General features: G+C 53.5%; 20 protein-coding genes and 4 tRNA genes. 14 read left to right on the top strand and 10 right to left on the bottom strand.

Annotated elements, in window-relative coordinates:
* Positions 1-50 precede the first annotated feature (50 nt).
* Positions 51-1,070 (top strand): adenosine deaminase, encoded by a 1,020-nt coding sequence (add, locus tag ACUY4S_RS06880; RefSeq protein WP_312692295.1) that lies wholly within the window; start codon positions 51-53, stop codon positions 1,068-1,070.
* A gap of 61 nt (positions 1,071-1,131) precedes the next feature.
* Here add and ACUY4S_RS06875 read toward each other — a convergent pair whose 3' ends face one another.
* Genes ACUY4S_RS06875 through ACUY4S_RS06860 form a run of 4 tightly spaced genes read right to left on the bottom strand, consistent with a single transcriptional unit; the run spans position 1,132 to position 4,102 of the window.
* Positions 1,132-1,893 carry an amino acid ABC transporter ATP-binding protein gene (locus tag ACUY4S_RS06875; RefSeq protein WP_312692297.1) on the bottom strand — a complete coding sequence of 254 codons (762 nt, stop codon included), beginning with the start codon at positions 1,891-1,893 and terminating at the stop codon, positions 1,132-1,134.
* Positions 1,886-2,551 carry an amino acid ABC transporter permease gene (locus tag ACUY4S_RS06870; RefSeq protein ID WP_458023377.1) on the bottom strand — a complete coding sequence of 222 codons (666 nt, stop codon included), beginning with the start codon at positions 2,549-2,551 and terminating at the stop codon, positions 1,886-1,888. The genes ACUY4S_RS06875 and ACUY4S_RS06870 overlap by 8 nt, the downstream gene beginning before the upstream one ends.
* A 15-nt stretch (positions 2,552-2,566) precedes the next feature.
* On the bottom strand, positions 2,567-3,208 hold the full coding sequence (locus ACUY4S_RS06865) for an amino acid ABC transporter permease (protein ID WP_458023378.1): 642 nt from the start codon (positions 3,206-3,208) through the stop codon (positions 2,567-2,569).
* A 45-nt stretch (positions 3,209-3,253) separates the two neighbouring features.
* A complete protein-coding gene (locus ACUY4S_RS06860) occupies positions 3,254-4,102 on the bottom strand; it encodes a transporter substrate-binding domain-containing protein (RefSeq protein WP_312692303.1) in 849 nt (282 codons plus the stop codon).
* 233 nt (positions 4,103-4,335) lie between these two features.
* On the opposite strand from ACUY4S_RS06860, the gene pdxR reads away from it, so the two are divergent.
* The 6 genes from pdxR to ACUY4S_RS06830 all read left to right on the top strand — a co-directional run bounded on the left by pdxR (position 4,336) and on the right by ACUY4S_RS06830 (position 10,586).
* On the top strand, positions 4,336-5,799 hold the full coding sequence (gene pdxR / locus ACUY4S_RS06855) for a MocR-like pyridoxine biosynthesis transcription factor PdxR (RefSeq protein ID WP_458023380.1): 1,464 nt from the start codon (positions 4,336-4,338) through the stop codon (positions 5,797-5,799).
* A gap of 85 nt (positions 5,800-5,884) precedes the next feature.
* Entirely contained in the window at positions 5,885-7,003 is a 1,119-nt protein-coding gene (locus tag ACUY4S_RS06850; RefSeq protein ID WP_312692305.1) for a YbdK family carboxylate-amine ligase, read from the top strand.
* 217 nt (positions 7,004-7,220) lie between these two features.
* The gene (locus ACUY4S_RS06845; RefSeq protein ID WP_312692307.1) at positions 7,221-9,128 is read left to right on the top strand and encodes a methyl-accepting chemotaxis protein; all 1,908 of its coding nucleotides are present in this window, start codon (positions 7,221-7,223) and stop codon (positions 9,126-9,128) included.
* Between the two features lie 72 nt (positions 9,129-9,200).
* Positions 9,201-9,443: a DUF1158 family protein gene (locus tag ACUY4S_RS06840; RefSeq protein WP_312692309.1), complete on the top strand. Its 243-nt coding sequence runs from the start codon at positions 9,201-9,203 to the stop codon at positions 9,441-9,443.
* Positions 9,444-9,644: 201 nt separating this feature from the next.
* The gene (locus ACUY4S_RS06835; RefSeq protein ID WP_312692311.1) at positions 9,645-9,854 is read left to right on the top strand and encodes a YdgH/BhsA/McbA-like domain containing protein; all 210 of its coding nucleotides are present in this window, start codon (positions 9,645-9,647) and stop codon (positions 9,852-9,854) included.
* Positions 9,855-9,986: 132 nt separating this feature from the next.
* Positions 9,987-10,586 carry a nitroreductase family protein gene (locus ACUY4S_RS06830; RefSeq protein ID WP_458023379.1) on the top strand — a complete coding sequence of 200 codons (600 nt, stop codon included), beginning with the start codon at positions 9,987-9,989 and terminating at the stop codon, positions 10,584-10,586.
* A gap of 62 nt (positions 10,587-10,648) precedes the next feature.
* Here ACUY4S_RS06830 and ACUY4S_RS06825 read toward each other — a convergent pair whose 3' ends face one another.
* Entirely contained in the window at positions 10,649-12,211 is a 1,563-nt protein-coding gene (locus tag ACUY4S_RS06825) for an alpha/beta hydrolase-fold protein (RefSeq protein ID WP_312692315.1), read from the bottom strand.
* Between the two features lie 157 nt (positions 12,212-12,368).
* Between ACUY4S_RS06825 and ACUY4S_RS06820 the strand changes: the two genes are divergently transcribed.
* Positions 12,369-14,525, top strand: coding sequence for a TonB-dependent siderophore receptor (locus ACUY4S_RS06820; RefSeq protein ID WP_312692317.1), 2,157 nt, complete (start codon positions 12,369-12,371; stop codon positions 14,523-14,525).
* A gap of 50 nt (positions 14,526-14,575) precedes the next feature.
* Here the strand turns inward: ACUY4S_RS06820 and gltX are convergent, their stop codons facing one another.
* Positions 14,576-15,991: a glutamate--tRNA ligase gene (gene gltX / locus ACUY4S_RS06815; RefSeq protein ID WP_312692319.1), complete on the bottom strand. Its 1,416-nt coding sequence runs from the start codon at positions 15,989-15,991 to the stop codon at positions 14,576-14,578.
* A 257-nt stretch (positions 15,992-16,248) separates the two neighbouring features.
* Between gltX and ACUY4S_RS06810 the strand changes: the two genes are divergently transcribed.
* The 5 genes from ACUY4S_RS06810 (at position 16,249) to ACUY4S_RS06790 (ending at position 17,479) form a co-directional block, all read left to right on the top strand.
* Positions 16,249-16,324, top strand: a tRNA-Val gene (locus ACUY4S_RS06810).
* Between the two features lie 41 nt (positions 16,325-16,365).
* Positions 16,366-16,441: transfer RNA gene (locus ACUY4S_RS06805), tRNA-Val, on the top strand.
* 40 nt (positions 16,442-16,481) lie between these two features.
* Positions 16,482-16,557 (top strand) — tRNA-Val (locus tag ACUY4S_RS06800).
* A gap of 4 nt (positions 16,558-16,561) precedes the next feature.
* A tRNA-Lys gene (locus ACUY4S_RS06795) sits at positions 16,562-16,637 on the top strand.
* 482 nt (positions 16,638-17,119) lie between these two features.
* Positions 17,120-17,479, top strand: coding sequence for a FlxA-like family protein (locus ACUY4S_RS06790; RefSeq protein ID WP_312690523.1), 360 nt, complete (start codon positions 17,120-17,122; stop codon positions 17,477-17,479).
* Here ACUY4S_RS06790 and ACUY4S_RS06785 read toward each other — a convergent pair.
* Positions 17,470-18,399, bottom strand: a complete 930-nt coding sequence (locus ACUY4S_RS06785) for a LysR family transcriptional regulator (RefSeq protein ID WP_458022177.1) — start codon at positions 18,397-18,399, stop codon at positions 17,470-17,472. The two genes, ACUY4S_RS06790 and ACUY4S_RS06785, sit on opposite strands and share 10 nt — an antisense overlap.
* Before the next feature lie 89 nt (positions 18,400-18,488).
* On the opposite strand from ACUY4S_RS06785, the gene ACUY4S_RS06780 reads away from it, so the two are divergent.
* Positions 18,489-19,478, top strand: a complete 990-nt coding sequence (locus ACUY4S_RS06780; RefSeq protein WP_312690527.1) for a bile acid:sodium symporter family protein — start codon at positions 18,489-18,491, stop codon at positions 19,476-19,478.
* Here ACUY4S_RS06780 and ACUY4S_RS06775 read toward each other — a convergent pair.
* From ACUY4S_RS06775 to zipA, 3 genes are all read right to left on the bottom strand, one after another.
* Complete coding sequence (locus tag ACUY4S_RS06775) at positions 19,475-19,690, bottom strand: DUF3820 family protein (RefSeq protein WP_312690529.1); 216 nt, start codon at positions 19,688-19,690, stop codon at positions 19,475-19,477. The two genes, ACUY4S_RS06780 and ACUY4S_RS06775, sit on opposite strands and share 4 nt — an antisense overlap.
* A complete protein-coding gene (gene ligA, locus ACUY4S_RS06770) occupies positions 19,691-21,709 on the bottom strand; it encodes an NAD-dependent DNA ligase LigA (protein ID WP_312690531.1) in 2,019 nt (672 codons plus the stop codon).
* 69 nt (positions 21,710-21,778) lie between these two features.
* Entirely contained in the window at positions 21,779-22,786 is a 1,008-nt protein-coding gene (zipA, locus tag ACUY4S_RS06765; RefSeq protein WP_458022178.1) for a cell division protein ZipA, read from the bottom strand.
* Between the last annotated feature and the right edge of the window lie 155 nt (positions 22,787-22,941).

Raw genomic sequence — 22,941 nt, 5'->3', positions numbered from 1 at the left:
GTTAACTCTGCCACTTTTGTTGCACAACGATAATTCATAAAGGCATTCGGATGTTGCTTAAAAAATTCCCCTTAGTGGATCTGCATCGGCATCTTGATGGCAATATCGACATCAACACGATCATTATGCTGGCACAAAAATATGGCGTAGACCTCCCCTCTTACGAACCGGAAAAACTTCGTCCTCATGTACAAGTTACAAATTTTCAACCGGATCTGCTCTCCTTCCTGGCGAAACTGGATATTGGCGTCAGCGTATTAGGATCGCTGGAGGCCTGTCAGTTTGTCGCCAGGCAAAATGTTTACAGCGCTTTCGCTGAAGGTCTGGATTACGCAGAACTGCGTTTTTCCCCCTATTACATGGCGAAAGCGTTTGATTTACCGTTGGAAGGTGTTGTGCGTTCGGTAATTGATGGTGTGCGTGAAGGAATGGCTGAATTCCCGATTGGCATCAACCTTATCGGCATTTTAAGCCGCACCTGGGGGCCAGACACCTGTATGGCAGAACTGAACGCACTGTTAGCCTACAAAGACGACATCGTTGGGGTGGATTTGGCGGGAGATGAACTCAACTATCCCTGCCGTTTATTTACCGAACACTTTGCCAAAGCCCGCGAAAAAGGGTTCCGCGTGACGGTACATGCAGGCGAAGCTGCCGGGCCTGAAAGCATCCGGGATGCGATAAAGCTGCTGGGCGCGGAGCGAATCGGCCACGGCGTACAGGCAGTAAACGATCCGTGGTTACTGGAATATCTGGCGAACTGGGGCATTGTGGTTGAATGCTGCCTGACCTCAAACCTGCAAACGAACACTGTCCAGCATCTGAGCCAGCATCCGGTAAAAACCTTTCTGGAACATGGCATTCTGGCCACACTGAACACGGATGATCCCTTTGTGGAAGGCATTACCCTCCGTTCAGAGTATGAACGCGCGGTTAACGATGTCGGCCTCACGAAAGAGCATATCTGTCAATTACAACGAAATGGACTAAATGCCGCCTTTATGAGTGAAGGAGAGCGGATAAAATTCATTATGAGTAAATTGCAAAACCGGGAGCGCAGATTTCACTGATCCCTCGCGATAGCAGCCCGTTCACATCACAGGTGGGCGGGCTGCGGTATCCGGAAACAGTTTAGCGGCTGGACTGTAAAAACTTACGCACCCGGTCCGAATCCGGATCGGTGAAAAACTTTTCCGGTGGGGCTTTTTCAATCAGCAAGCCTTTCTCCAGAAACACCACCTCATCTGACACCTGGCGGGCAAAATCCATCTCGTGCGTGACCACCACCATGGTATAGCCTTCCGCGGCAAGATCTTTCATCACCCCCAGCACCTCATTCACCAGTTCGGGATCGAGTGCGGAAGTCGGTTCATCGAACAGGATCACTTCTGGCGACATGGCCAGCGAACGGGCAATCGCCACGCGCTGTTTTTGCCCACCGGAGAGGGTAATCGGGTAGACATCCTGCTTGTGACTCATGCCGACTTTTTCCAGCTGACGGCGCGCCACCTCGTTGGCGGTCTCGCGTTTCATGCCTTTCACATGCACCAGCGCTTCGGTCACATTTTCCAGCACCGTCAAATGTGGCCACAAGTTAAAACTCTGGAACACCATCCCCACTCGTTCACGAATGTGGGAGAGATCTTTGTGCGACATCGCTTTACCGGTCTTTTCATCCACGCCAATACGCTGACCGCTGATGCGCACTTCCCCGCGATCCGGCTGCTCCAGCCAGTTCATACAGCGCAACAGTGTTGACTTCCCGGATCCTGAGGAACCAAGAATGCTCACCACGGTGCCCTTTTCTACCGTCAGGTTGATATCGCGCAGTACTTCGACATTATCAAACTGTTTGGACACGTTTTTGATACTTACCGCCGTTGATTCAGGCATGGGTCATTCCTCTTTTAGCGCCGTAATGACTTAACCGCTTAATCAGCAACTCCAGCAGAATGCTGATCCCCCAATAGAGCGCAATAGCGACAATAAAGGCATTAAACGGAATAAAGTAAGTGGATTGCACGCTATTAGCGGCGGCGGTGATCTCTTGCACGGTAATAATGCACAGAAAGGCAGTGTCTTTCAGGCAAATAATGAGTTGATTACCCAGCAAGGGCAACGCAGATGAAAAAATATTTGGCAATACAATACGGCGGAATATTTTATAACGTGAGAAACCCTGAGACACTGCCGCCTCAATATAGCCCGCCGAAAAGAGCCTTCTCTGGCTGCGTAATATTTCGAAGAAATAGGCGCCATGATAAATCACCAGCGCGAATAACCCTGCCGTCCAGGCGTCCATACTGATCCCTATTTGCGGCAGCCCGTAATAAAGCAGATACGCCAGGATCAAAAATGGCAGAGCGCGCATCAGGCTTATAAAAGCGATAATCAGTCGATGGGCCACCCGGTTTTGACATTCCATGACATAACACAGCACCACGCCAATAAGTAACCCCACCACGGCGGCAGTAATAAACAGTTCAAGCGTCGACAGCAGCCCGTTAAAAAAACTCTCTCGCGCCGCCCAGATAATTCCCCATTGATTCATAACTCCTCCGCCTTTTTATCGCGCCAGGCGCTTCGCTTTACGTTCCGCCATGCCCTGCAACTTCAATAGCAGGCCGATAATCAAGACATACAACAGCCCGGCGGCAAGGATCGGCGACAGCGGTTCATACGTTACCGATGAAATACGGTTGGTGACACGCGTCAGATCCACCACACCGATTACCGCAATTGCCGGGCTGCCTTTGATCAAAAAAGACATCTCGTTGACCAGCGCAGGCAGGCTCTCTATCCACATTTGCGGCAGCATAATTTGCCGGAAGTAGGTCCAGCGCCGCATTCCCACCGACTCCGCCGCCTCCCGCTGTTCGCGGGGGAAATTGCGAAAGGCGTTGCGCCAGATTTCCGCATTAAACGCCGAGGTATTGAGCGTCAGGGCCACGATAGCCGCCAGCGTCTTATCCAGATTGATGCCCAGCGTTGGCAGGGATAAAAACAGGAACAGCACCAGCGTGACCAACGGCGTGGCGCGCGCCAGGCTGATGTAAACCACCAGAAACTGATCAACAAACGGGACCTTCATCATGCGAATGAAAGCAATGATCAGGCCGATAACCACCCCGAATGCAATGGCCACACCCGAGATCCAGAGGGTCGTCCATGCGCCTTCAATCAACAATTGCCATGAAATTAAGTCCATGTTCCCTCCTGTTAAAACAGGCGGCGGTTGCCCGCCGCGTTGCCCTTAAATGCCCGCTAACTTATGAAACTGATCGGCACTGGTGATCGGCTCTTTTGGCAGGTCGTAGGTTTCGCCAAACCATTTTTTCTGCAACTCCGCCAGCTTGCCGGTTTCCGTCATGTGGTTCATAAACCCGGTCATAAATTTCAGCAGTTCCGGCGAGCTTTTCGAAATCGGCCACGCCATATAACCCGGGCCAGACACCGCCAGTCCTTTAGCGAACACTTTCGGCTTCGCTTTCACTAAATCGTTAACTGAAATCACCACGTTAATCACATAATCAACGCGTTTGTTCGCCAGGTCGGCATAGGCTTCCGGGTAGGATTGATACTCAACTACCGGGCCAAGCTTGCCGCCGACTTTCTCCAGCATCGCTTTCAGCTCCGGCAAACGCGCCAGAAGAGCACTGCCCGCCTGTACGCCCACTTTTTTACCGCTCAGGTCGGCAATGGTATTTAATGTTTTATCGTCTGCACGTTTAACAAAATAGTGCTGCGCCGAGGCCCAGGGGGGAGTGAAATTAAATACATTGAGGCGCTCATCGGTGATAACCGCCCCGGTTAATGCCATATCATATTGGCCGGTAGAGACCGCCGCGAGTAAGCCCGTCCACGGTAAAATACTCTGGTTAATATTGAATTTCGCATATTTGCGTAATTCGTCGAGCATGTCTTTATTAAACCCGTCTGTCTGGCCGTTATTCATAAAGTTAAACGGCGCATAATCATCTTCCGTCGCCACTTTCAGCGTGCCGGATTTTTCGATTTCAGGAAGATCAGCGGCCACTGCGTGTAAAGAAAATGCCAGCGTCATCATGGCTGCAAGGCAATATTTGCCGAATACTTTTTTCATCTTTCCACCCTTATTTAATGTGCCAGACCGGTATATCCGGGGTGTGCTGGAAGCGTTGCAAGATATATGCCGAAACTAATAAGTCGTCCGGTTTTTGTGACTGCGTTTTTACAATAGGGAGGCTTACGCTGTTGTGAATAGAGCCAGTTGTTGCAAAAGGATGTGTCAGTTACCAGGAAGCTGGTATGGATTTTGCTCCACCCAGTAAAGCACTGCTGAAAGAGGAGTACGGCATGATTCGCCATTTATTGAATGTAAACTTTGACGGCCAGCGTGGATTGCAGGAACAGGTGCGCGAATCCTTAATCAACGCCATTCTGAGTGGGATTTTCCCGGCCGATACGCCGCTGCCTTCGTGCCGTCAGCTTGCCAGCCAGCTCAATGTGTCACGTAATACCACCGCGCTGGTTTTTGAGAGCCTGGTCAATGAAGGCTACCTGGTGAGCCGCCCACGCAGTGGTTACTACCTGCACCCGGATTACTACAGTTGCGGGCAAACGAACGGGCAGCCTGCACCCGAATGCGAGAGCCTTGCACCACACTGGAGCAATCGCCTGAAAATTACCCCCAGTCAGCAGGAATCCATCCTCAAACCTGCAGGCTGGATGCATTACCGTTATCCGTTTATTTACGGTCAGCCCTATACCCAGCAATTCCCACTTGCCACCTGGCGCGCGGCGGCAAACTGGCTGCACGGCGGGGTGCGCGATCCGGCATGGGTGGTTGATCATATTGACCAGGATGTACCGATGTTAATTGAGCAGATCCGCACCCGCGTACTGCCCAAACGTGGAATTGTCGCCGCACCGGATGAGATCCTGATTACGCTAGGCTCGCAAAATGCCCTTTATCTGCTGACGCGCCTGTTAATGTCGCGCACGACCCGCGTCGCCGTAGAAAACCCCAGCTTTCGCGAAGCGATTAACACCTTCTTATTAAGCGATACGCAGATTGTGCCGCACCCGGTGGACAGCGAAGGACTGGTGCTCAATGAAACACCGTGCGACTACTACTATGTCACGCCGGGGCACCAGGTGCCGACCGGGGTGACCATGAGTAAAGCCCGCCGCACAGAGCTGCTGGATTATGCCACCCGCCACGATGCGGTGATCATTGAGGATGATTACGACTCGGAAAGTAACTTTATGCAAAACCCGTTGCCCGCATTAAAAGCCAGCGATCGCAGCGGGCGGGTGATTTACGTCAGCAGCCTGTCGAAAGCTCTGTCGCCTGGTCTGCGGCTTGGGTATATGGTCGCCGCGCCGGAAATTATTGATGAGGCACGCGCCCTGCGCCGCCTGGTTTATCGCCATCCACCGACCAACATTCAATATCAGATGGCGCATTTTCTTGCCCAGGGACACTACGAAACCCATTTACGCCGCTACCACGATGACTCGGCCCGGCGCTGGGACTGCCTGCATCACGCACTGCGCACCTTCCTGCCGGAGTGCGAAGCCATGCCGGGTAGCGAGCATGCCAATGCATTCTGGCTCCGCACCCCGGCGCAGATCAGCACCCAGCAACTCACCTGGCGCGCCGCACACGCAGGCGTTCTTATTGAACCCGGCGCGCGCCATTTTCTACAGGATGCCCCGCCAGATAACTTTTTCCGGATGGGCTTTCACGCTATTCATCCGGAGGCAATCGCACCGGGTGTGGAAGTGCTGCGCGAACAACTGGCGCAGTTATGCTGACATTTTAAGCAGCCGGAGGTGCTGCGCAGGAAGGATCGCCTTTTCACTTCCATACTTGAGGAAACACATTGCAGAAGGGGCCGCTATGCCACTTGCCGATTTTCATGTTTCCGACGCCTTTACCCTCGGTATTGAACTGGAGCTCCAGGTGGTCAACCCGCCGGGATACGACCTGAGCCAGGACTCTTCGCGGCTGATTGCGTCAGTGGAAGGTCAGGTTTCCGCCGGAGAAGTGAAGCACGACATTACCGAAAGTATGCTGGAAATCGCCACCGGCGTGTGCCGTAACATTGACCAGGCGGCGCATCAATTCTCCGCCATGCAGCATGTTATTTTGCAGGCTGCCGCGCAGCACCATGTGCAAATCTGCGGTGGCGGCACGCACCCGTTTCAGAAATGGCAGCGTCAGGAAATTTGTCATGATGAACGTTACTCCCGCACGCTGGAGACGTTCGGCTATTTAATGCAGCAAGCCACGGTGTTTGGTCAGCATGTGCATGTTGGCTGCACCAATGGCGACGATGCGATCTATTTATTGCACGGCCTCTCCCGATTCGTGCCGCATTTTATTGCTCTGAGCGCTGCCTCACCCTACAACCAGGGTACGGATACCCGCTATGCCTCGTCGCGGCTGAATATTTTTTCTTCGTTCCCGGATAACGGCCCAATGCCATGGGTCGCAAACTGGCAGGAGTTTGAAGGGTTATTTCGTCGTTTAAGCTACACCTCGATGATTGAAAGCATCAAAGATTTGCACTGGGATATTCGTCCCAGCCCCAATTTCGGTACCGTTGAAGTGCGTGTAATGGACACGCCTCTCACCCTATCCCATGCCATTAACGTGGCCGGGTTTATTCAGGCGTTATCGCACTGGTTACTGGCAGAGCGCCCGTTTAAACATCAGGAGCGGGATTATCTGTTATATAAATTTAACCGTTTCCAGGCCTGCCGTTATGGGCTGGAAGGGGTGCTGACAGATGTGCATACCGGCGAGCAGTGCACGATTGCTGACTCACTGGCGCAACTGCTGGATAAGCTGGCCCCCTGGGCCGATAAGCTCAACGCAGGAAGTGCGCTGGATGAGCTGGCAAGGGTCGTAAAACGCGGCAAAAGCGAGGCGCAACTGATGCGCGAATTTGTTGCTGATGGCGGCTCGCTGATTGGCCTGGTGCAAAAGCATGCCGAAATATGGGCGGCGGGCTAAAGGCAATACCTCCCTCAGGGGCTGATGCATTAATAATTATGATCAATCATTAAAGGCTTATTTTTAATAAGCCTTTATTTACGCCAGCAATAATACCTCTAAAGTGGTAGGAGAAATCAGCGGAATTGATAAATATCAACAAGCCTGACGTTAAAATAAAGCCGCCAATCTGTATTCCGATAACAAATATGAGCAATCGCAAACATGAGGCATATTTATGAGTTGGATCTACCGTTTTTCGATGAAAGCAAAATTACTGTTAGCACTGCTGCCGTTATTGTTTGCGTTAATCTGGCTGGCCACCAGCGGCATCCTGTCGCGCGTGGAAACAGGCCAGCAGATGCGCACGATTATCTCGTTGACGGAACTGGCAAAAAACGCCGGCAATGTCATTCAGGAATTACAAAAAGAGCGTGGGCTTAGCGCCGGCTATTTAGGCAGTAAAGGCCAGCAATTCTCCGGCGAATTGTCAGCGCAATATCCGCTTTCTGCACAGGCCATCGCGCAATTCACCGCGGCCCTTAAACAATTCCCGGAACAAAACGCCAATAATGATATTCGTCGTGCACTGGAGCAGTTCCGTCAGCACCAGCAAGGGCTGGAGGATTTTCGCCAGCAGGTGCGTAATCAGAGCGTCAGCGGTACCGAGTCGTTAGGGTGGTATAGCGCGATTATCAGCGACTTACTCAACGTCGTGGGCGGTATCAGCCAACTCACCGACAATGGCGACATTGTCAATCAGCTGGCCGCATACTACAGCGTGTTAAACGCCAAAGAGCAGACTGGCGTGGAGCGCGCGCTGATGTCGAACGTTTTCTCTGCCGACCGTTTTAACGATGGGCAGTTCCGCCAGCTCAATGAAGTGGTGGGAAAACAACAATCCTGGCTGGCTGCGACCCGTGCCTTCAGTACCGCCAGCGTCAACGAAAAACTGGCCGCGCAGTTGCAAACTCCGCAGGCTACGCATGCGCTGGAATTGCGCCAGGTTGCGCTTGATCATGCCGCGACGGGTGGCTTCGGTATTGCGCCAGCCGACTGGTTTAAAGCGCAGACCGATCGCATTTCCGTGCTGAAAGCAGTGGAAGACGCTTCCGCCAATTCGCTGCTGCAAACGGCACAAGCCCTTGCAGATAAAGCCTGGCATGGTGTTGTGTTTTTTGCGGTGATAAGCGTTGCCGCGCTGATTATTGCGCTATTTTTTGCCCTGCTGGTCGCCAGTAGCATTCATCGCCAGCTTCATACTTCCCTTTCGACCATTGAAGGGATGAACGGCGATCTGACCCAGCGGCTGGAGGTTCCCGGCACGGATGAACTCTCACTGCTTAACCGTGCATATAACCAGGCCATCGAAAATATTCAGCACATTGTGAGTGAAATTAAACACGGGGCGAATGTGCTGCGCGGCGCCAGTTCAGAGATTGCGGGCGGTAATCAGGATCTGGCCTCCCGCACGGACGAGCAGGCCGCATCGCTGGTAGAAACTGCAGCCAGCATGGAGCAAATTGCCACCGCCGTGAATCAAACGGCGGATAACGCCAACGAAGCGAAAAAACTGACCGAAGAGATGGAGAAACAGGTTCAGGAAGCGAGTCGGGTTGCAGGTGAAGCCAGCCATAGCATGAGCGCGATCCGCGTATCCAGCGAACAGATCTCCAACATTGTCAGTTCCATCGATGAAATCTCGTTCCAGACGAACCTGCTGGCGCTGAATGCCGCCGTCGAAGCGGCGCGTGCCGGTGAGATGGGCAAAGGCTTTGCGGTGGTGGCAAGCGAAGTTCGTAATCTGTCGCAACGTTGCGCCAACGAAGCGCACCAGATCCGCGAACTGGTTACCAAAAATATGGAACAGATCCAGCAGGGCGTGACGCTGGTGCAGGCTTCCGATCGCGCGTTGCAGGCAGCAAAAACAAATACCAGTCAGATGCTGGTGTTCGTCAGTGATATTGCCCGTGCGGCCAGCGAACAATCGCTCGGCGTCTCCCAGGTGCACCAGGCGCTGAACCAGCTGGAGCAAGTGACCCAGCAGAATGCCGGACTGGTAGCCAGCGCCGCCAGCGCCAGCCAGATGCTGGATCAGCAGTCTGAAACGATGGCAACCCTGGTTGACCGCTTTGTTGTAGCCTGATGGTCCGTTGGGGAACGTTGCGCTCACGCCAGCTTTCCCCGACAATGCGACTTTTCACTACCAAAGACGCTTATGAAACACCCTTTAGAATCCGTGGTCACGCTGGCAGGTATTCTGCTGATGGCATTCATTTCTGTGTTGCTGCTGCCTGCGCCAAGCCTGGGTTTGCAACTGGCGCAAAACCTGATGCAGTGGTTCCATCTGCTGGATCTCAATCAGCTCTATACCCTGCTTTACTGCCTGTGGTTTTTACTGCTTGGCACCATTGAGTTCTTTGTGCTGCGCTTTATCTGGCGACGCTGGCTGGCGGTCTGAGAACCTTAATCCCCTGCCCTTGCCTGTAGGCGGCAGGGTTAACCCCCCTTCCTGACCTGCATAACCCACTCCATTCTTGTTCTATTTTTTTGAATCTTATCCGCAAATTGTTCCGCTTTTTTTCAGCGATTCGCAGGCTTATGATTTATCACATCAGGGCAAACCAGCCCTTCCCAAACAAAACTGAACAGGAATACGACCATGAAATTCATCAAAACTTTCGTTGCAGTTGCTGCCCTTTCCGCTATCTCTTTCGGTTCTTTTGCACAAAGCATCAGCGCCAGCGCATCTACCCTTAGCGGCGCAGAAGCAAAAATCGCCGCGCAGGCAGAACAGGCGAATGCCTCTTACAAAATTACCAGCGCCCGTACCGACAACCGCGTGTATATGACCGCAGTACTGAGCAAATAAAAAAGTCGCCCCGTAACGGGGCGCTATCACTACCAGGATCAGGCGAACATGAATCCGTTGCAGAAAATTTTTAACGCTTTGTTTTCTCAGACCGCCCCGGCGGCTGTTGAACGGTCAACTTCAGGAGCAGTTATGTCAGACAACTTTCTCGCCTTAGCGAAACAACGCAGAACCATTTATGCCCTGGGTAAAAACCTGCCGGTAGCAGATGACGTTGTGATTGAAACCATTAAAGAAGCCATTCGTCAGGCGCCGTCGGCGTTTAACTCACAGAGTTCCCGCGCGCTGATCCTGCTGGGTAAAGAACATGCGCAGTTCTGGGAACTGACCCGTGAGCAACTGCGGAAAATCGTGCCGGAAGAGAACTTCCACGCCACGTCAGAAAAAATTGATGGCTTTGCTGCCGCCGCCGGTTCCGTGCTGTTTTTTGAAGATCAGGATGTGGTGAAAGGTTTGCAGGAACAGTTTGCCGCCTATGCCGATAACTTCCCGGTTTGGTCCGAACACAGCACCGGCATTGCGCAGTATGCTGTATGGCTGGCGCTGACAGAGAAAGGAATTGGCGCAAACCTGCAGCATTACAACCCGCTGGTTGATGCCGACGTGCAGCGCACCTGGAACATTCCTGCCAACTGGAAACTGCGCGGCCACATGAACTTTGGTTCTATCGTCGCCCCGGCGGGTGAAAAAGCCTATATGGACGACGATAAACGCTTTGTGGTAGCCCGCTAAATCGCCGCATGATGCACGCCCGGCCAGCCTTTGCGCTGCCGGGCTTTTTTATGTGTTTACCCTTATTTCAGCCCGGTAAAATTGCGCATACCGTGCACCAGCGCTTCGACCCACGCGGCGTAATCATGACCGCTCGACCACGGGTGAAAACTGGCGCTGTAGCCTTTTTCACGGAGCTGTTGCTCAAACGCAAGGCTGTTCGCATAGATCCCGCCGTCGGCTCCTTGTGATTCAAACCGGCCCGCCTGGATCCAAAAACGCAGTGGGTAACGCGGCGCTTGCTGGTATTGGCGCAACAACCAGCCCGGGGCTTCCCCTTTCGGTGACCACCAGTACGATCCGGAAAGACTCAATACATTACCGAACAGACGCGGGTAACGTAACGCCACCCATGACGAGGCCAGCCCACCGTAACTGGCACCGGCCAGCACCGTTTTGGTCCGCGTCATCGGCAACCCTCGCTGTTTTAACCACGGCGTGAGTTCAAGCGCCATAAAATCGGCAAAATCAGCATTCGGCGGCAGCTCTTTGCCGCGTCGCGTATGGTCGAGGCTGTCGATAAAAACAATATTGATGGGCGGTAACGCATGGCGAGCAATCAAACCATCCAGCACGCTGGCGGTGTGGTACTCCCCCTGCCAGGTTTGCCCATCGAAGAGGATTAATGTCCAGCGCGCGGGCTGCGAAGCCCTGGGCCGATAGAGGATGATTTCACGGCTATTACCCAACCGCTCGCTGTAAAATGCATGTCGCGATACGACGCCGTGCCGCACCGGTTGCGCCATGGCTTCGGTTGAAAAGTAGCGCGACGGGCTTAAGTCGAGCAGTGATGATCGGTTCCAGCGGTCGGCCCAGCCGTTGCTCAGCGTATGCGGATTGAGCGGATCAGCCTGTGCGCTGACGAGGATTGCCCGGCGTTGATCGCGTGGAGTGCCATCGACTTTCGGCACATCCGGAGCCAGTTGGTACTGCATGCGTGTATCCGCCGGTACGACATAACTGCGGAACCACACATCCGAGTGCGCAAGGCGAAATAATGGATCATGATCGCCGGCTGGCGATCCCAGAATAAACACGTTGCCGCGCGCTCCGCGCCATAAAAACGTCACCCGCTTATGATGGTCATCTACCGGCTCGATGAGTGGCGTCCCTGCCCGCTTTCTCTCTTGCCAGAAAGCATCCGTCGTGCCGCCTGCGGCGAGTTCGTTGACCAGTTGCTGCAAGCGCGGGCTTACCGGCGCCAGTGTTTGCGGGCGCGGCAGCGGTGTGGTTTCTTTCATTCGCCATGTGAAAGACCAGCGCTTACCTTCATGACCATGCAGCACAAGCGATGAGGGTTGTTGCACCGGGAGTGAAAAAAGCAGCGCCTGTTCGCCATCAGCCGGGCCGCCTTCCAGTAGCGCACGCAAGCGGCGGTTTTGCGTATCCAGCAGATGGGCATCCGTGACGCCGGATAAGGTAGCGGTGACATAATTCTCTCCCAGCGCTGGCAGTTGAAAACAGACTTCGCCACTGGCGTCAAACTTCCCTTGTTGTTCTCCCTGTACAGAGGCGGATCCGCACGGCATAGCCGCCGCCGGCAGGGTGCTTATACCTATCAGTAACCCACTTAATGCCATTTTCATCGGCAGGATATCCCTTCACAAAATTGCAAACAACGCTAATGCAAATGGTAAGCATTTGCAATATCATCAAATCCGTTATTAATGTCGGACTCCTTTATTTACTGAATAAATAAGGGGTTATTTGAATGGCAACTTCTAAAACGGGACGTTTTAACTGATGTTTAAAAATAACAAAATGATGCAACTCTGGCTGCTCAGCCTGGCGGCCGGGAGCATAAGCTCCCCGACGCTGGCAAAAACCTCTGCGGAAGAAACACTGGTCGTCACGCCGGGAACAGTGGAAGATCCCCACGCGCCGGTAAAAGGCATTGTGGCAACGAAAACCCTCTCAGCCACGAAAACGGCGACCGATTTGGTGAAAACACCACAGTCCGTGTCGGTCATTACCCGCGATCAAATGAAAGCGCTTGATGTCAGCTCTGTTTCGCAGGCGCTGCGCTACAGTGCCGGAGTGTTTACCGAATACCGGGGATCGTCTAACCGTAATGACGAAGTGTTTGTGCGCGGTTTTAGTTATGTACCGAAGTTCCTTGATGGCCTGAGCTATGGCGCAACCGCCTCGTCACAAACCGGGACACTTGATCCCTGGCTGTTAGAGCGGGTCGAACTGGTGCGCGGCCCGGCATCGGTACTGTTTGGCCAGGTCAATCCTGGCGGACTTATAAGCATGACCAGTAAACGCCCGACCAGCGAGGCTATCCACAATGTGCAGTTTCGCACCGGGAATAATAAGCTGGCCGAAGGCGCGTTTGATTTTGGCGGCAAACTGAGCGATGACGGGCGTGTGCTGTACCGCATTAATGGTATTGCCCGTACGCAGAATAACCAGGTGGATGACTATAAAGAGACTCGTATGGCCATTGCGCCGTCGATCACCTGGTATCCTAACGATCAGACCCGCTTTACCCTGCTCACCAGTTACCAGAAAGATCCGGATGCCGGTTACCGTAACTTCCTGCCGTATTACGGAACCGTGGTCAGCGCCAACGGCCGTTACCTGCCGCGTGATATGAACGTTAGCGATCCAAATTATGATCAGTCATGGCGCGAACAGACCCTGGTTGGCTACGAATTTGAGCACCAACTCAATGAGGTGGTTACCCTGCGCCAGAACGCCCGTTATTCCACCCTTAAACAGAAATACCGTTACCTGGTGTATGCCAACAACGCGGCCAACAGCACGGTATTAACACGTAATGCCCAGCGTGAAACACGCCAGACGGATGAGTTCGGTCTTGATAACCAGCTCGAAGCACAGTTTGCAACTGCCGACGTTAACCACACGCTGTTAGGCGGGCTGGATTATAAATCAAGCCGCGACCATCAGTTGCTGCAACGGGGCAGCGGTTCACAGTACGACTTCGACTGGACCCAGCCTGTGTATGGCGTCAGCGTGGATGAAAGCACCTTCAGCACCCGCACCAACGAGCAGCAGAATCTCGACCAGATGGGGATCTATTTGCAGGATCAGTTGAGCTGGAATAACTGGGAATTACTGCTTTCCGGTCGTTATGACTGGTCGGAAGTGCGTACCACCGATTTCACCTCTACAGACCCGACCGTGCAGCAAAACGACAGCAAATTGACCTGGCGCACCGGACTGCTCTACGCTTTTGATTTTGGCCTGTCGCCTTACATCAGCTACAGCACCTCATTTGAGCCGAACCTGCAAACCAACCGCGCGCCAGGTGTTGCGCCGTTTAAACCAACTACCGGTAAGCAGACGGAAGTCGGGGTGAAATACCAACCCGTGGAAAACACCCTGATGTCACTGGCTGTTTACGACCTGCGTCAGGATAATGTGCCCACCTACAACAGCACCGAAGGCTGGTATGAAAACGCGGGGGAGATCCGCTCAAAAGGTCTGGAGGCTGAACTGCATTCCACCTTGTTTAACAGCCTGAACCTGATTGCTTCTTATACCTATACCAATGCGGAAAACACCGACACGACGGTGGCAGGCACCCAGGGGAAAACCCCGGCGCGTATCCCCACGCATATGGCGTCGGCATTTGCCAGCTATACCCTGCCTGGCGGGCCGCTGAAAAGCCTGACCGCTGGCGTCGGTATGCGCTATATCGGCACCTCGTATGGCGATGCGCAAAACACCTTCAAAGTGCCGGCGGTGGATTTGTACGACGCGATGCTTGGTTACGATCTCGGCGAGCTGAGCAGCAGCCTGAAAGGGGCAAACATGCAGTTTAACGTTAACAACCTGGCCAATACCAAATATGTGGCGGCCTGTAGCGGCAGCAGCGCCTGCTTCTATGGCATTGGTCGTACGATGACGGCCACGGTGAGCTACAGCTGGTAATAAAAAAGCCGCCTTCAAAGAAGGCGGCTTCGCAGTGATAACCGTTATGCTTACTGCTGGTTTTCGCGCTCAGCAATAAACGCCAGCGCTTTGTCGATACGCGCCACGCTGCGGGATTTGCCAATCGCGTGAACAGTCACGTCAAGTGCCGGGGACTGACCCGCGCCGGTCACCGCAACGCGCAGCGGCATGCCGACTTTACCCATGCCGACTTCCAGTTCATCCGCCGTCGCCTGAATCGCATTGTGCACGTTTTCTGCGGTCCATTCAGCAATCGCTGCAAGTTTGTCACGCACCACTTCCAGCGGCTGACGGGCCACCGGGCGCAGGTGCTTTTTCGCCGCATCGGCGTCGAACGCATCAAACTCTTCATAGAAATAACGGCAGCTTGCGGCCATCTCTTTCAACGTTTTACAACGTTCGCCCAGCAGTTTTACCAGTTCAAACAACTGCGGACCGGTATGGGTGTCGATCTTTTCCTGCTCAATATGCCATTGCAGGTGTGTCGCCACATATTCCGGATCCAGCGTGTTGATGTAGTGATGGTTCAGCCACAGCAGTTTGTCGGTGTTGAAGGCACTGGCCGATTTGCTCACCGCACCCAGCGAGAACAATTTGATCATCTCTTCACGGGTGAAGATTTCCTGATCGCCGCTGGACCAGCCCAGACGCACCAGGTAGTTCAGCAGCGCTTCCGGCAGGTAGCCGTCATCACGATATTGCATAACGCTGACTGCGCCGTGGCGTTTGGAGAGCTTTTTACCGTCGTCGCCGTTGATCATAGAAACGTGTGCGTACACCGGAACCGGTGCGTTCAGCGCTTTCAGGATGTTGATCTGGCGAGGGGTGTTGTTGATATGATCTTCACCACGGATCACGTGGGTGATTTCCATGTCCCAGTCATCCACCACCACACAGAAGTTATAGGTTGGGGAGCCATCAGTACGGCGAATGATCAGATCGTCGAGTTCCTGATTGCTAAACTCGATCGGACCGCGAATTTGATCGTCAAAAATGACCGAACCTTCCTGCGGATTGGCAAAACGCACCACACAAGGCTCATCCGCAGCATGATGCGAATGATCGTGGCGGCAACGGCCGTCGTAGCGCGGTTTTTCATTGTTTGCCATCTGCGTTTCACGCAGCTGCTCAAGACGTTCTTTCGAGCAGTAGCATTTATAGGCGGTGCCGGCTTCCAGCATCTCGTCAATGACCGCGTTGTAGCGATCAAAACGTTTGGTCTGGAAGTACGGGCCTTCGTCCCATTCCAGATTCAGCCAGTTCATGCCATCCATAATGGCTTCAATTGCTTCCGGGGTGGAGCGCTCAAGATCGGTGTCTTCAATACGCAGCACAAACTCACCGTCGTGATTACGAGCAAATAGCCAGGAATAGAGAGCAGTACGCGCGCCGCCTACGTGCAAATAGCCGGTGGGGCTGGGCGCGAAGCGAGTTTTGATTTTCATGAAATGGCCTTACGTTGAGAAAGATGCCGACCGTCGGCAATACCTGAAATGAAAAGTGGGCAATATTCTATCACTGTGGGCTGATTCCTCAATGTTGTTGCCGCAATCAGGGGCTTATCGGCGTATTTTGTTTAGAAATCATGCTCTCGCGGCGGATTACGCAGCGGTTTGTCTAATTTTACGACGAACGAACAATTTCTTTTGAAAATGCGTTGACTCATTTTCAACTCTCCCTATAATGCGACTCCACACAGCGGGGGTGATTAGCTCAGCTGGGAGAGCACCTCCCTTACAAGGAGGGGGTCGGCGGTTCGATCCCGTCATCACCCACCACGATTTTTGTGGTTCCCGCAGTGTAGATAAGAATGAGAAGTGGGTGATTAGCTCAGCTGGGAGAGCACCTCCCTTACAAGGAGGGGGTCGGCGGTTCGATCCCGTCATCACCCACCACTTTCTCGCCAGCGAATTCTTATCATTGAAGTACCGAAGTGGGTGATTAGCTCAGCTGGGAGAGCACCTCCCTTACAAGGAGGGGGTCGGCGGTTCGATCCCGTCATCACCCACCACTTCGGGTCGTTAGCTCAGTTGGTAGAGCAGTTGACTTTTAATCAATTGGTCGCAGGTTCGAATCCTGCACGACCCACCAATGTAAAAAAGCGCCCTAAAGGCGCTTTTTTGCTATCTAAAAGTTCACAGCATATCCCATGAGACAACGGCTTATCGAGGCGCGAGCAAATCCGGGCCATTTTCTACCCATTTTTGCCCTTTACTCTCCCGCCCTGCTAAGCATTGCGCCAAGAAGTCATCTGCGCCTTATCCCATCTATGATGCTAAAAATGCAGCCAGAGATATCACCACATAAAGATTATTTTTTATATGTCATAAGTGCCTGCCAGCACGGACACAATACCTTACATTTACCTTAAGCTGGCACTAAAAGCCGTGTTATCTGCAATCATTAACACAATAAAATTCTTTATTTTTCAATAGATAAATGACGCAACAGAGATCCATAATTTATCCTTATTCTGTGAATATGATGCTCACATTGCGCTCACTGTTTGAACGCAACTCAAGAAGTTTTTGGTTACGCCGATAATGATGTTTTATGGCAAAAAGGGAGGCACAATGACAACAATCTCAGCAACAACCCCGTCAGTAGTACAAAGCAATACCAGTAAAACCAGCGGCAGTTCATCCTCTGCCAGCAGCGATACCGCTGCGCAGATCTCCCGGATCAGCGCGCAGATCACCAAACTGACTCAACAGCTGAAAGAAATTTCTAACGGCAGCGGTAGTACGGAAGAGAAAAAGAAACAGCAAGAAATCATCCAGGCGAAGATCCAACAGCTGCAAGCGCAACTGGCACAATTACAGCGTAAACAAGCGGAAGAAGCTGAACAGAAACAAGCTCAGCAGCAACCGCAAGCAAAAGCGGAAGGTGTAAATAACCCTTCAGACGATCACCAGATTGATATTTACGTCTGAGTAAATAATGGATCGTCCTCTCGGGCCCGGTTTAAACACCGGGCCTGTTCTTTTACGACTTCCCATAACGCCTGTGCCGCCCCGGAAAGCGAACGGTTTTTTCGTCGTACCAGCATAATTTTACGCAACATCTCCGGCGCCAGACGTTTTACCGCCAGCTGGCTTCCCTGGGGCAACGGTAACGCCAGTGCCGGTAAAATACTGATGCCAATACCCGCTTCCACCATCGGAAAGAGCGTAGCCGGATGGCCGATCTCCTGCACAATCTGCGCCTGTATGCCGAAGTGCAACAGCGCGGCGTCAATCAAAGCCCGGCTTCCCGACGCGTAATCCTGCACCACCAGCCGCGCGCCATCTAACGCCAGCCAAGGCACAGAAGCCAGTTGCGACCATGGGTGATCGTTACGGCACAGCAAAAAGAACGGCTCTTGCAGGATCTCCTCACTCAGTAAATCGCTGACAGGGCCAGGATCGATAACAATACCGAAATCGACTTCGCCCTGGCGGATGCTCTCCAGCACCCATTGTTGCGGCCTGTCGTGAAGCACAAAATCAATCTCCGGATAAAGTTGATTGCTGCTGGCAATGCACTGCGGGATAAGATGTGCCGAAATCGTCTGACTGGCCGCAACACGTACTGTGCCGGTTAATTGCTGCCCTACCCGCCCGGCTTCACGCAGCGTGCTGCTAAGCTCATCTAACACACGCTCAAGGCGCAGTGCCAGCTGTTGCCCGGCTTCCGTGAGCACCACTTCACGGGTGGTACGATCCAGCAGACGCACACCCACTTGCTGTTCCAGCTCCTTAACACTGTGACTAACAGCAGACTGACTCAGGCCAATGATGTCCCCTGCCCGGCTAAAGCTTTTGACCTGCGCTACCGTGACAAATACGCGCAACTGACGTAAAGAATAATTCATATTAAAAATTCATGAATGGATGCAATAAATCAATTTTATTTCTCAAAGCAGAAAAAGCACAATAGCGGCATCGTCTTTCAGGAGTGCATATGAAACTGTTTCGTATTCTCGACCCTTTTACACTGACCCTCATCTGTACTGTTTTACTGGCTTCCTTCTTTCCCGCGCGCGGCAGCTTTGTGCCTTTTTTCGAATGGCTGACCACTGCCGCGATTGCATTACTGTTTTTTATGCACGGGGCCAAACTCTCCCGCGAAGCGATTATTGCCGGTGGCAGCCACTGGCGTTTACACCTGTGGGTCATGTGCAGCACGTTTGTTCTGTTCCCCGCACTGGGCGTGTTGTTTGTCTGGTGGTCGCCCGTGAATGTCAGCCAGGAGCTGTATAGCGGTTTCCTCTACCTGTGCATTTTGCCGGCTACGGTCCAGTCGGCTATCGCCTTTACCTCGCTTGCTGGCGGTAATGTGGCCGCAGCCGTCTGTTCCGCATCGGCATCCAGCCTGTTAGGGATCTTCCTGTCGCCGTTGCTGGTCGGACTACTGATGAACCTGCATGGCGCCGAGGGTAGCCTCGACCAGGTGGGCAAGATTATGCTGCAACTGTTGCTGCCGTTTGTGCTCGGCCACCTTTCCCGCCCGTGGACCGGCGCATGGGTGGCAAAACACAAAAAGTGGATTTCCAAAACCGACCAGACCTCGATTCTGCTGGTGGTTTACTCCGCCTTCAGTGAAGCGGTGGTGAACGGAATCTGGCACAAAGTCGGGCTGGGGTCGCTGCTGTTTATCGTGGTCGTCAGTATGGTGCTGCTGGCAATCGTGATTGCGGTGAACGTGGTGGTGGCGCGCAAATGCGGGTTTAACAAAGCCGATGAAATCACCATCGTATTCTGCGGCTCGAAGAAAAGCCTCGCCAATGGTATCCCAATGGCCAATATCCTGTTCCCGACATCGGCCATTGGCATGATGGTATTGCCGTTGATGATTTTCCATCAGATCCAGTTGATGGTTTGCGCTGTACTGGCACGTCGCTACAAACGCCAGGCGGAAAAAAGCCAGGCGCAGGAAGCAGCGAAAGCTTAACGACGTTTCAGGGGCTGAACCAGATGCGTCAGCCCCTCGGTTTTAATCAGCAACGTAATTTGCATCAGTTCGCCCAGCTTCCCGGCAGGAAACTCATCCTTGCGGGCAAACCACAGCAGGTACTCTTCCGGCAGATCAATCAACCGTCGCCCCTGGTATTTACCAAAAGGCATGACGGTATTGGCAATCTCGACCAGGTGCTCCTTTTCCATTTACTCTCCCAGCAACCTGATCATTTCCGCTTCGTCAATCACGGCAATGCCCAGCTCTTGCGCTTTCGCCAGTTTGGAGCCTGCCGCTTCGCCCGCAATAACCAGGTCGGTTTTCTTCGAGACGCTCCCCGCCACTTTCGCCCCCAGCGCGGTTAAGCGCGCTTTGGCTTCATCGCGGGAGAGCTGGCTCAGACTGCCGGTCAGGACGACCGTTTTTCCGGCAAACGGGCTGTCGATCTCTTCTGCATTTACCGCCACCGGTGCGGGCCAGCGGATGCCCACATCGCTGACCAACTGGCGAATAACCTCGCGGTTACTCTCTTCATTAAAGAAATTGTCGACATGCTTAGCCACGACGACGCCCACATCCGGGACTTTTTGCAGTTCATCAACAGAGGCTGCCATCAGGGCTTCCAGTGTTCCAAAATATGCAGCAAGCCCGGCGGCTGTTGCTTCACCCACTTCCCGGATGCCAAGCGCATAAAGGAAGCGGGCAAAGGTTGTCTCTTTGGCTTTTTCCAGCGCATTAACGATGTTTTGTGCCGATTTCGGCCCCATGCGATCCAGCCCGGTCAGTTTTCCGGCACTTAAACGGAACAGATCGGCAGGCGTATGCACGTACTCTTTTTCGACCAGTTGATCGATGATTTTATCGCCCATACCGTCGACATCCATCGCGCGGCGGGAGACGAAGTGTTTCAGCGCTTCTTTGCGCTGTGCGCCGCAAATCAAACCACCTGTACAGCGCGTTACCGCTTCGCCTTCCACACGTTCCACATCAGAGCCGCAGACCGGGCAGTGCGCCGGGAACACCACTTCCCGCGTCTCTGGCGGGCGCTCGGAAAGCACCACATTCACAACCTGTGGGATCACATCCCCGGCGCGGCGGATCACCACTTTATCGCCAATGCGTAATCCAAGACGGTCAATCTCATCGGCATTATGCAGAGTGGCATTACTCACCAGCACCCCGGCAACCTGCACGGGTTCAAGACGAGCTACCGGCGTGATAGCCCCGGTTCGCCCGACCTGAAACTCCACGTCACGCACGTACGTCATCTGCTCTTGCGCCGGGAATTTAAACGCCACAGCCCAACGCGGCGCGCGGGCAACGAAACCAAGTTGCTCCTGCAGGTCGAGAGAATCAACCTTGATCACCACACCATCAATATCAAAACCCAGCGTAGGGCGATCATTTTCCACCTGATGGTAAAACGCCAGTACCGCTTCCGGGCTGTCACACAGGCGTATGCGATCACTCACAGGCAAACCCCAAGCTTTGAACTGCTGTAAGCGCGCCAGATGACTACGCGGCAGTTCTCCTCCCTCCAGGACACCGACGCCATAACAGAAGAAAGTGAGCGGGCGTTTGGCGGTGATTCGCGGATCGAGCTGACGCAGCGAACCGGCAGCTGCATTTCGCGGGTTAGCAAACACTTTTGCCCCGGTACGGCGTGCGTCTTCGTTGATTTTCTCAAACCCAGATTGCGGCAAAAACACTTCTCCGCGGACTTCAAGCCGCGCAGGGATATTGTCGCCGTGGAGTTTCAATGGAATAGAGCGAATTGTTCGCACATTGGTGGTGATATCCTCACCCGTTGTGCCATCACCACGCGTTGCCGCGCGGATAAGGACACCCTGCTCGTAAAGAATACTTACCGCCAGGCCATCAAGCTTCAGTTCACAGCAGTAGGTCAGGGCATCCACACTTTTCAGGCGATCCTGCACGCGTTTGTTGAAGGCGAGAAAGCTCTCTTCGTCAAAGACGTTATCGAGCGACAGCATCGGCATTTCATGGCGCACCTGGCTGAAGGCAGTTAATGGCGCAGCACCAACGCGTTGTGTCGGTGAATCCGGGGTGATCAAATCGGGGTGTGCCGTCTCCAGCTCGCGCAGCTCGCGCATCAGACGATCGTACTCCGCATCCGGGATCTCCGGCGCGTCCATAACATGATACAGATATTCATGATGGCGAAGGGTGGTTCGCAGTTCAGTCAGTTGTTGTTCAATTGATTCCATATCGCACCATCAATGATAAAAAACCCCCGACTGGCGGGGGTTCTGGAAGGGGATCGTTTTAGCGGACCATTACGCGTTGGCGTCTTTAACCTCGCGAATACGATCCTGGTATTCACGCAGTTTTTGCGGCGTCATCATGCGGCGCTGATCGTCAAGCACCACGCCGCCGACTTCATCGGCAATATGCTGAGCGGATTGCAGCATCAGCTTAAAGTTTTGCAACTCGTCGCCGTACGAAGGCACCTGCATGAAAATCGTCACGCCTGGCGTGGTCAGTTCGCCCATCATCTCGACGTCGAATGTACCAGGATTCACCATATTCGCCAGGCTGAACAACGCCGGACCGCTACCGTCAGGGCTGAGATGGCGATGGAAAATGTTCATATCGCCATATTTAAAGCCAGCCTGCAGAATGCTGTTCAGCAGGACATCACCATTCAGCGTACTGCCATGATGTGCAGCCACGTTCATAATGATCACCGTCTCTTTACGCTGCGGTTTTTCTACCGGCGCGTCGACAACCGGCTCAGGTTCCGGCTGCGGAGCCGGTTCCTGCATCTGTACCTGCGGTTGAGGTTGTTGTTGAGGTTGCTGCTGAGGCTGATGTTGGTGCAGCGGCGCATGCTGCTGCGGAGCCTGAGGCTGGCGCACCGGCGATGCATCAAACACAGGCGCCTGCGGAGCGGGACGCTCAGGTTGCGGCGAAGAAACAGGCTGTTGCGGTGCAGCGTGCACGGGATCTTCCGGCGCGTGTACCGGCGCCGATGGGCGCGGCTGTGCCGACGCATAAGGCGGCTGATATTGATGCTGCGGCGGCTGACGCGGCGCATCCTGCTCGCTTGCGCCTCTGGCTGCGGTATTCACTTTATGAACACGCACTTCACCCACGCCTTCGTCGTCTTCGACATCCTCGTCATATAACTCGTCATCGTCGCGACGCGACTTCATGCGTTTTAATGGGCGATCGCGGAACATAGAAGAACGTTCTTTGCGGCTGGTCCAGAACCCGTGAACCAGTAACGCAATTATGGCGATCGCGCCAACAATGATTAATATCAGACGCAAATCCTGCATCATTATATTCTCTGTTGTTCTAACACCTTGCCACCACGGCAAACCTTTACTCACTAAGAGTATTTGCCCATTACCTCAAGTGCAAGTGCGCGGTTGGCATTCACCGCATAAAGATCTGCTAAATCGTGCTTTTTGCTGTTTTTTCGAACATTTCTGAA

Source organism: Kosakonia beeri, from assembly GCF_054165705.1.
This window is presented reverse-complemented; position numbering and strand designations above follow the sequence as displayed.

What these genes read in the sequence shown, in the direction of transcription:
- pdxR (WP_458023380.1), top strand. Translation starts at nt 4,336, where the DNA reads ATGATTCGCCATTTATTGAATGTAAACTTTGACGGCCAGCGTGGATTG.
- gltX (WP_312692319.1), bottom strand. Translation starts at nt 15,991, where the DNA reads ATGAAAATCAAAACTCGCTTCGCGCCCAGCCCCACCGGCTATTTGCAC.
- ligA (WP_312690531.1), bottom strand. Translation starts at nt 21,709, where the DNA reads ATGGAATCAATTGAACAACAACTGACTGAACTGCGAACCACCCTTCGC.
- ACUY4S_RS06840 (WP_312692309.1), top strand. Translation starts at nt 9,201, where the DNA reads ATGAAACACCCTTTAGAATCCGTGGTCACGCTGGCAGGTATTCTGCTG.
- ACUY4S_RS06870 (WP_458023377.1), bottom strand. Translation starts at nt 2,551, where the DNA reads ATGAATCAATGGGGAATTATCTGGGCGGCGCGAGAGAGTTTTTTTAAC.
- ACUY4S_RS06860 (WP_312692303.1), bottom strand. Translation starts at nt 4,102, where the DNA reads ATGAAAAAAGTATTCGGCAAATATTGCCTTGCAGCCATGATGACGCTG.
- ACUY4S_RS06830 (WP_458023379.1), top strand. Translation starts at nt 9,987, where the DNA reads ATGTCAGACAACTTTCTCGCCTTAGCGAAACAACGCAGAACCATTTAT.
- ACUY4S_RS06775 (WP_312690529.1), bottom strand. Translation starts at nt 19,690, where the DNA reads ATGGAAAAGGAGCACCTGGTCGAGATTGCCAATACCGTCATGCCTTTT.
- ACUY4S_RS06835 (WP_312692311.1), top strand. Translation starts at nt 9,645, where the DNA reads ATGAAATTCATCAAAACTTTCGTTGCAGTTGCTGCCCTTTCCGCTATC.
- ACUY4S_RS06790 (WP_312690523.1), top strand. Translation starts at nt 17,120, where the DNA reads ATGACAACAATCTCAGCAACAACCCCGTCAGTAGTACAAAGCAATACC.
- add (WP_312692295.1), top strand. Translation starts at nt 51, where the DNA reads ATGTTGCTTAAAAAATTCCCCTTAGTGGATCTGCATCGGCATCTTGAT.
- zipA (WP_458022178.1), bottom strand. Translation starts at nt 22,786, where the DNA reads ATGATGCAGGATTTGCGTCTGATATTAATCATTGTTGGCGCGATCGCC.
- ACUY4S_RS06825 (WP_312692315.1), bottom strand. Translation starts at nt 12,211, where the DNA reads ATGAAAATGGCATTAAGTGGGTTACTGATAGGTATAAGCACCCTGCCG.
- ACUY4S_RS06785 (WP_458022177.1), bottom strand. Translation starts at nt 18,399, where the DNA reads ATGAATTATTCTTTACGTCAGTTGCGCGTATTTGTCACGGTAGCGCAG.
- ACUY4S_RS06845 (WP_312692307.1), top strand. Translation starts at nt 7,221, where the DNA reads ATGAGTTGGATCTACCGTTTTTCGATGAAAGCAAAATTACTGTTAGCA.
- ACUY4S_RS06875 (WP_312692297.1), bottom strand. Translation starts at nt 1,893, where the DNA reads ATGCCTGAATCAACGGCGGTAAGTATCAAAAACGTGTCCAAACAGTTT.
- ACUY4S_RS06865 (WP_458023378.1), bottom strand. Translation starts at nt 3,208, where the DNA reads ATGGACTTAATTTCATGGCAATTGTTGATTGAAGGCGCATGGACGACC.
- ACUY4S_RS06780 (WP_312690527.1), top strand. Translation starts at nt 18,489, where the DNA reads ATGAAACTGTTTCGTATTCTCGACCCTTTTACACTGACCCTCATCTGT.
- ACUY4S_RS06820 (WP_312692317.1), top strand. Translation starts at nt 12,369, where the DNA reads ATGTTTAAAAATAACAAAATGATGCAACTCTGGCTGCTCAGCCTGGCG.
- ACUY4S_RS06850 (WP_312692305.1), top strand. Translation starts at nt 5,885, where the DNA reads ATGCCACTTGCCGATTTTCATGTTTCCGACGCCTTTACCCTCGGTATT.